At 52.7% G+C, this 8,812-nt stretch carries 6 protein-coding genes; all 6 read right to left on the bottom strand.

Annotated features, from left to right (window positions below; all coding sequences use genetic code 11):
• Positions 1-161: 161 nt before the first annotated feature.
• The 6 genes from M3090_RS09505 to galA all read right to left on the bottom strand — a co-directional run bounded on the left by M3090_RS09505 (position 162) and on the right by galA (position 8,605).
• Positions 162-995, bottom strand: coding sequence for a hypothetical protein (locus M3090_RS09505; protein ID WP_249055591.1), 834 nt, complete (start codon positions 993-995; stop codon positions 162-164).
• A 292-nt stretch (positions 996-1,287) separates the two neighbouring features.
• The gene (locus M3090_RS09500; protein ID WP_410553220.1) at positions 1,288-2,286 is read right to left on the bottom strand and encodes a glycoside hydrolase family 5 protein; all 999 of its coding nucleotides are present in this window, start codon (positions 2,284-2,286) and stop codon (positions 1,288-1,290) included.
• Positions 2,287-2,294: 8 nt separating this feature from the next.
• The gene (locus M3090_RS09495; protein WP_249055586.1) at positions 2,295-3,587 is read right to left on the bottom strand and encodes a glycoside hydrolase 5 family protein; all 1,293 of its coding nucleotides are present in this window, start codon (positions 3,585-3,587) and stop codon (positions 2,295-2,297) included.
• A gap of 24 nt (positions 3,588-3,611) precedes the next feature.
• Positions 3,612-4,895: an acetylxylan esterase gene (locus tag M3090_RS09490; protein ID WP_249055583.1), complete on the bottom strand. Its 1,284-nt coding sequence runs from the start codon at positions 4,893-4,895 to the stop codon at positions 3,612-3,614.
• Between the two features lie 81 nt (positions 4,896-4,976).
• Positions 4,977-5,864, bottom strand: coding sequence for an AraC family transcriptional regulator (locus M3090_RS09485; RefSeq protein ID WP_249055582.1), 888 nt, complete (start codon positions 5,862-5,864; stop codon positions 4,977-4,979).
• A gap of 290 nt (positions 5,865-6,154) precedes the next feature.
• Positions 6,155-8,605, bottom strand: a complete 2,451-nt coding sequence (gene galA, locus M3090_RS09480; protein WP_249055579.1) for a beta-galactosidase GalA — start codon at positions 8,603-8,605, stop codon at positions 6,155-6,157.
• Between the last annotated feature and the right edge of the window lie 207 nt (positions 8,606-8,812).

The following is an 8,812-nucleotide window of genomic DNA, read 5'->3' as shown; positions in this document are numbered from 1 at the left end:
TGAAACATTATGGACAATCTGCATGGAAAACAAACAGTTACGGGGAAAACAAAAAAAAGACAAGGAAAAGGACAGGGGAAAAGAAGGAGAAAATACACATTATAATATATATAAAAGATGCCTGCATCGAGCTTTTACGATTTGACTGTATTAAAACATCATCACTTACTTTTCTTAGGAATAAAGAAATCTTTTTCTGTGAGACGACAATTCTTGGCAATACGCTTACAATAGTCCAGCCGCCCCAATGTATGACTACGGGTGTCTGATCCAAATGCAAATTTCAATCCAGCACGTTTGGCCATGCACACGAATTCTTCGTGTGGAACGTGTGCTGTATCGTTTATTTCGATGGCAATGCCCCTGACACGAGCTGCATCAATCAATTGCCGCATCCGCTCCTTAGTCCACAAAGTCTCATACTCCCGCTGGATACAAGCGGGCAAGAAAAGCGGGCAGGCGAATATGTCCAATGGTTCATCACCAATAAGGATGTCCAAGCAATGCGCCATATTACGTTCCATGAACGTTTCCGAATCATCTATATAAGCTGTGTATTCCCACACTCGGACGGTTTCTCCGTAACCATTTCCTTTTTCCACCACTTGAGGGTCCATCGCCACATAGTCAACTTGTGCAACCAAATCTGCCGATAAGCCCTTGGACCATCCGGGGCTCATAAGCTGCAAACCTACGTATACCGGATAGTGCTTCATTGCATCCAAATACGCTTTCAACTGCTCATCGCACGTGATGCCCCAAGGAGCCACATTTTCCATCACCCCGATTTTCAAGTTTAAATTCCGGGATGTTTCCAGTATCTCCTCCATGCTCAATTCCGAAGAACGGTGAACGTGCAAATCCATCAAAGGGAAACCCAATCCGTCCGCTTCCATTTTTCTTTTCCCGCTTTTTCCACCGACAATGGGCACGCCCCCTAACAAAGTACCAGCAAGTAATAAACCTGAAGTCCCGACAAAAGTCCGTCTATCCATAATCGTTTTTTATTTTGTGTTTATGTTGTTGATTTCCATTGCAAAGTTAGGCCAGCAGTCACAAAAGCCTTTGCACAATTCTCACTAATACTTGACCGATATTTGTTATTATCTCAGCTTGACGCACATGGAAAGCATCGCATCCGCCAATTGTACAATACCGAACGCACTCATAGAAAAGAAACATATAGATAAAAGCAGAGCCTGCCCCCCAAAACGAAAGCGAATGTACTTGCCTACAAACCATGCAGACAAGACATTCGCTTTTGCCGACTCTTTCACCGAAAGAAACCTATCGGCGGACTTTCTTCAGTTCCTGACGAACCATGTGTCCCCATTCTTTTACATCGTCATCTTTCCAATTTCCTTCAGAAGATGCTTTAGGATAAAGCATGGAACAAGTTTCATCTTTGTCCGATATCGACCAAGCTACCCAACTGATGGAATGACTGCGCATCCAGTCCACCCACAAGCTCCATTCTTCGGGATTGAGAGGCCCGTCGCCCGAGGCTTCCATGCCTGCACACTCGGAGACGAAGATGGGCAAGCCTTTGCCCAAGGCATAATCAGCACGCTCGCGCAACCACTGCCCGTGGGTGTTGGCATAGAAATGCAAGGTGTACATCAGGTTCTTGTAACCCGTAATGGGACTGTCTGCTGCCAGGTGAATGTCTTGATCCCAGTGGGGGCAACCTACCAGAATCAGCGCGTCGGGTTCGATGGCGCGGATGGTCTTGATAACTTCCTCCGAATAAGCCTTCACCTGTTCCCAACTGTCTTCCACGGGTTCGTTGAAGATTTCATAAATGACGTTGGGCACGCCCTTGTAGCGGGTAGCCATCTGGGTGAAGAAACCTTTGGCCTCTTCAGTGCGAATGCCGTGACTGTGCCAGTCGATAATGACATATACGCCGTTCGCGATAGCGGCATCAACCACAGCCTGCACACATTCCACACCCTTTTGCGGGTCATCGATATAAGCTCCTTCCAACTCTACGCCCATAGATGCGCGCAGCACTTCCGCTCCCCAGTCTTTGACCAGCCAGGCCACGGAAGAAGCATTGTAGAAGCGAGGCCAGAATTGATGCCATCCATAGCTGACGCCGTGCAGCACCACCGTGTCGCCCTTTTCGTTCATTAACTGAGTACCTTTTACCACTAAGGCAGGCACTTCCTGCTTCCGGGCCGAATCGTCAGCCGTATCCGCTTTTTTCTCGGTTTTAGAGGCGCACCCCATCAGCAGGACCAACAAGGCGCACCCGATACATGTTTTACTCAAAAGATGTTTCATACCTTCCATTATTTCAGTTTTTCGTTTTCCGCTTTGATAATCTCAATGGTAGAATCGGTAGCAAACACCGAGTTCAACCCTTGCTGTTCTTGAGCCGGGTCACCGGTGTAGTCGTCCCCACGTTCCCAATACTCATGGGCAGGATTGGCAAAACCGCCCCAGGCCCAGAAATTGCACCCGGCGAAAAGACCGCCACTTTCCCGGTCTTGCCGAATCAGGTCGAAGACAAACCGATAGTATTCATCGCGCGCCGTGGTCGGGGCGTCTTTGGAAAACCGGAAGCCGTCGCGCGGGAAACCGAACTCTTCCAGGACAATCGGCTTGCGATACTTCTTCGCAACCGCCATGTGCTGGCTGATGTATTGCTTCGTGTTCTCTTTAGCGCGAGGCAACAGTTCCGTCAGGCTGTCGGCCGTCACCCATCCCCAGTTGTATGGCCATATATGGATGTTCAGGTAGCTGATGTTAGGGTCGGAATGAACCTTTTCGAACAAGGCGATGTCGTTCTCGCAGCCCCACATGCCTTCGCTTCCAGAGGAAATCATATGATTGGCGTCCAAGGAACGAATTTGTGCCGCCACATCGGCCATCCAGCGGGCAAAGGGTTCCTTGTTTTCTTCGGAGAAGGCTCGCGGCTCGTTCCCGATTTGCCAGGACATCAAGGTCGGATCTTCCGTATATTTCAAGCCATTATAACGGTTCGTACGCTTCAGGATATAATCCACATGCTTGGCAAACAAAGCCTTCGCACTGTCTGACTGCTGGTACTGCTTCACATACTCCATAAACGCAGGCCAGCCGTCGATGGCCGGAACCACGGCATCACCATGGCCGGACCACTGGAGGTAAACGGAATATCCGCCGCTCCACTCCCAGGAATTGTTCAGGTAGAGCACGGCCGTCATGTCGCGCTTCTTCAGTTCGTTCATGAAGTAATCCAAGCCGTCGAGGATAGTGTCATTGTACACGCCGGGGGCAAGTTGCAACGAAGGTTCTACACGGGTCTTTATTCCGTCCGGCCCGTCGGCTCCTACCAGGGTGCGCAAGTTAGTCACACCGATGCTTTTCAAGAAGTCCAGTTCGCGAGCCAGGCGGTCGCGGTCGCCCCCACGGCCCGTAGAGCCCAGGATGGCCCCGTACCAGAAGTTGGTACCGACGAAGTAGTAGGGCTTGCCATCGCGTATGAACTGGCCGCTATCGTTCACTGTAATAAATGAATGTTTCACTGTTTTTTGAGGCTGATGAGAGCAGGCAGCCAAGCAAACGAGTAGCACTGCCCAAAGAGTTATCCGCAATTTCATAAATAAAGTTTTCTTCCTATTAAATCATTCTACACCCAACTGTTTCCGTATCCATGCCTGCCAGGCGTCCCACTGTTCCTGGTACCAGTAGTGGCCGGTCTCCAAGTAGGGATGCAACTCCTTGGGAGCTTCGATGAGGTTATAGGCCGCATGCATGGAAGTGGGCGGGCAGACCTCGTCGTTGTATCCCCAACTGTACCAGCCGGGGACTTTGATAAAGCGGGCAAAGTTGGCCGTGTCGTAGTAGCGCACTGTCTGACGCACTTTATCATCAGCTCCACCGTAATACAGGAAATAGTGCGGCCAACCGCAAGCACGTTTTTCGAAGAAGGCTTCGTGGTCGCACATGGCCGGATGCACTGGAGCTAAAAAGGTCACGCGCGAATCGAGAGCAGCCGTGATAATAGTTAAAGCGCCCCCCTGGCTGGAGCCGGTAACTCCCAATGTTTTACCGTCAAACTGGGGAAGGGAGCAGATGAGGTCTACTGCCCGCAGCGCGCCCACGATGACGCGGTTGTAATAGATAGCGTCGCGGTCGTCACGACGGAACGTCCAATAATTGCTCAACGCACCGTTGGCCAACGCATCATAAACAGACTGTTGCATAGTGACAGGAATGCCATGTATGCCCACTTCAAGTGTTATGGCACGCCCCGGTGCGGTATAAGTATCTCCAGTATAAGGACGCACACCGGCTCCCGGCACACGCAACAGCGCCGGATACTTGCCTTCTTTCTTGGGGATGCTAAGGATACCGTAGAAGCGGCCGCCTCCGGGTTTCGTCTGGAAACTTACTTGATAGACATTATCTGTCTCGGTGCAACGTTCCGGAAGTAAAGTCATCAATGGATTCAAAGGCAATTCACGCGCTTTCCGCAGCGTCTCGCTCCAATACGACTGGAAATCATCGGGAAGCTGGCTGACCGGACGGAGTTTATCCGGTTCATAAGCTGCCGTGGCCAGGCCCTCATAGGTCCTGCCATCCACATGGGCTTTCACCTTGCAACGCAAGAATCCGGGCGTCTTCATGCTGGAACGCAGCTTCAGCATGCCGTCTTTCAGGACAACTCCCTCTTTTTTTTCTGTCGGATACATTTCGGGGCCCAATTCATAATCCACCGTAACATCAGGCAGGAGGTTCTGGGCTTTGACGACCCGGATAGTAAAGGTACACTTTTCGCCGAGTGCGTACTCCCAGTCGTTGTGGTCCGGTGATACAACTACACGGATTTCATTTCCGCGAATCTGTCCGTGCACTGCGCCGATGCAGAGCAGGACGAGGAAAGATAGAACAGTTACTTTTCTCATGGCATTCTAACTAATTAATAATCCGCCCCAAATGTACGCACTAAATCCTTCGGATACTGATACTATTTTATCAGAAGCTTGTCAAATGATGATTTTTTTCTTGTGATAATTTTCCCGGAATTCTTTCGGGGCGCATCCTTTTTTCCGTTTGAACATGCGGTTGAAGTTGGAAAGGTTATTGAAGCCACAGTCGTAACAAATCTCGGCAACCGTCCGCGTGGAATCTACCAAGAGACGTGAAGCCGCCCCCAGGCGGATGTCGATGATGTATTCAGAAAGGGTCTTGCCTGTGCGCAGGCGGAAGAAGCGGCTGAACGAGACGGGGGTCATGCCCACCATCTCGGCCAAGGTGACCAGACGTATCTCCTTGCGGAAATGCTCATTGATATACGCCTGCACTTTCTGCACCCGGCGGCTGTCTGACACGGACTCTATCTTGGCGAAGGAAGTGGTAGACAACGTCCGGGCGTCTTCGAACAAAGACAATTCGTACAGGATGGACAAAAAGTCTTGGACGGCATAGAAGCCTTGCTCTTCCGTAGCAAGCTTTTCCAATTGGTTGTACACTTTCATCACGGCTTGGAGAGGGAAGCTCAGCCCGCATTGGGCACGGTTCAGCATGTGTACGATAGAAGCGAACTGGTTCTTGTTGCGCAACTGGGGAGAAATCAGGTCGGGAGCGAACTGAATGGTTATTTCACGGATGTCTTTAGAAGTGCAATCGTGCTGTTCCCAAGCGTGTTCCAGGTTCTTTCCTGTTATCAGCACAAGGTCGTAGTCTCCGATGATTTCGGCCGAATCGCCCACCACGCGGCGCACGCCGGGGGCATTTTCTACGAAGTTCAGTTCGTATTCTTCGTGGTAGTGTATCGGATAAGTAAATTCTGATTTCCGCCGATTGACTACATAGAAGCAATCGCGGTCGGACAAGGGGGTAATCTCGCGGATGATGTTATCGGTGTTTTCCATACGCATTGAGGCTAATAAAGTATCACGTTGGCAAATGTAGTGATTCTTTCTTATTCTTCCAACTATTGGCGGGAGGGAAATGGCGCCCGAAAAGGAAAAAACAAGGACAGAGGTTCGTCCGAGACCGGGAAAAACGGCTCCGGCACACCGTCGGAATCCACCGTGCGTCACGGCCGTGGCTCTTGTCCGGAAGAAGCATGGCTCTTGTCCGGAAGGCGGAAAGGCGTTGTGCGTTGCGGCGAAGTGCGATCTTCGGTATGCCGGAGTCTGATGGTTACAAATACTGGTTATCAGTCGGTTAACTGCAAGACATAGGTTGCCACAGGCAGATTGCCCGAGCGGACCGTCAGCGTGGCCTGTCCGGCCTCGCCGGTGCTTTGCAGCAAGATTTGCGCCAGGCCGTTGAAAGCATTTACCTGATAGCTGCGGGCATCGGGGTCGGCAGGACGTTCACGGTCGCGATAAGCGGGGTCGCCGTTGCCCACGCCCAAGATGCGCACGGGGCCTTCCACCGTAAAGTCCAAGCGGTCGCACGCAGTCGGGACAAAGCGTTTCTTCCGGTCTTGCAGCTCCACCCGGAACACGGCCACGTCGCGCCCGTCGGCTTTGATTACGGGACGGTCGGCAGACAGGACAATGCGGGCCGCCTCGCCCGTGGTCTCCACCGTCTTCGTAAGTACCTTCTTGCCTCCGTTATAACCCACGGCTTTCACCGAACCGGGCTGGTAGACCACCTTCCAAGACAGGTGCCCGTTCTTGGGCATGGCTTTGCGTTCCAGCCGTTTGCCGTTGACCGTCAGTTGCACTTCGTCGCAATTGCTGTAAACCCAGACATCTATCGAGTCTCCTTCGTGGCCTGCCAGGTTCCAGTGGGGCAAGATGTGCAGCACGGGCTCGTCCGTCCACCAAGCCTTCAGGTAGTAAGCCTCATCTTTCGGGAAGCCGCAATAGTCCAAGATGCCGAACTGCGAGCCCGTAGCGGGAAACTTCATCGGGTTCGGCTCGCCGCGGTAGTCGAAACCGGTCCAGTAGAACAGGCCGGCCAGATAGGGACGCTCGTCGTAAAACTTCCAGCCGCGCTCGATGCAGTTCAATAGGCTGTCCGGCCCATTGGGACGGCGGTTATGCGCCACCATGCGGCCGGTGCCCGGCTGGTCGAAGTAGACACCTCGCGTGCCGCAACCGCTGGTCTCCTCCGAGCCAAGGGCACAACGCTGCGGGTAGTCCTTGCGATGCTGTTCCACGGGATTTTGCAGAATGTAGTTATACCCGGCCACGTCCGCAGGGATGAGGATGGCCGGCCCGCTGCTGCTGGCCACGATCATGGGGCGCGTGGAGTCGACGCGGTGGCAGTACTCGCGCATGGAGGCGGCAATACGCGTCCCCGTCTCCTTCCACTCGATGCCCCACTCCTCGTTGCCCACGCTCCACAGGATGACCGAAGGATGGTTGCGGTCGCGGCGAATCATGCGTTGCAAGAGGTCGATGTGCTCGCGGTTCACGCCCGTCAGGCGGTTTTCCTCAATGACCAGAATGCCCAGCGTGTCGCAGGCAGTCAGCATCTCGGGCGTCATGGGATTGTGGGAAGCGCGGTAGGCATTGCAGCCGAACTTCTTGAGTTCCTTCAACCGATAGGCCTGGAGGGCATCGGGGATTCCGCTCCCCACGCCCGGATGGTCTTGGTGCATATTGACACCCTTCAACTTCACATGCTGGCCGTTCAGGAAGAAGCCTTTGTCTGGGTCGAATGCGATGTGACGGATGCCGATGGGGGTAGTGTAGGCATCGACCAGACGGTCGCCCGAATAGACCTCCGTATATACATTATATATATAAGGCGATTCCGTCGACCACAGGTTGGGGTTCTCCACCGCCATTTGCACGGTGGTAGTGCTCTCTTGTTTGGCCGGAAGGCCGAGAACGGCCGAGTCGCTGGCCACGAGGCCCACTTCGCGCCCTTCTTTGTCCTTCAGCGTATGCTTCAAGTGATAGTCTGCGAGAGCCAGCCCGTCATTCTTCACCGTGGTCTCAATGTTCAGCACGGCCTTACTGAAGTTTCCTTTCTCGGGGAAAACGGCCGAAATAAAGGTACCGAACGGAACCACATGGAGCGGGGCCGATTTGTTGAGCCAGACGTGGCGGTAAATGCCGGCCCCTTCGTAAAACCAGCCCTCTTCCAGCGTGGCATCGGCACGGACACACACCAAGTTTTCGCCACCATAATTCAAGTACTCCGAGATGTCATACACCTGCGTGGCATAGCCGCTGGGCTCATTACCCAGGTAGAAACCGTTGACCCACACGCGGGCATCGCGGAAAATGCCGTCGAACTGTAGCCAGATATGTTTGCCCAAGTCCTCCTGCGGCACGGTGAAGGTCTTGCGATACCATCCCACGCTGGTCTCGGGATACTTATATCCCACTGTTTTATAGCCGTGGCTATGGCTGGCTTCGGGGGCGAAAGGCAAATCGACCACCCAGTCGTGGGGCAGGTCGACCGTCTTCCACGACGAAGCGTCGAACTTCTCGGAATACGGCCCGGTGTTATGGATAGACGCCGCCTTCGTCAGATAATTAAAATACTCGGTTCCACACCCGAAATCCTTCTCCGGCGAAGACGCATTGCCAAAGGCAAACTGCCAATCGTTGTCAAAAAGGATGCGCTCGCGTTGCGACTGGGCAGAAACCGACAGTGTCACGCCCAGCACCGTTGCAATAACCAAAATCCAATGTTTATACATACTTTTGTTCTTATGATATTAGTGAATAAAAAAAGAATCCGCCCTATGGGATGCACAAAGGCGGGTAAGTGCGAAACGCGGCCGAAGCATGCCATACTCTCATACTCTAAACAAAGAAATAAGTCCTATTGAAAACCCATAAGTCATTTGCAAGCATCCAACCATTCCGCCGTACCCGCCTGTACAAAAGCCTTAAATATCGTTACA

This window comes from Bacteroides sp. ET71 (assembly GCF_023336905.1).
Classification (GTDB): domain Bacteria; phylum Bacteroidota; class Bacteroidia; order Bacteroidales; family Bacteroidaceae; genus Bacteroides.
Note: the sequence above shows the minus strand (reverse complement) of the source record. Positions and strands in the feature narration are given on the sequence as shown.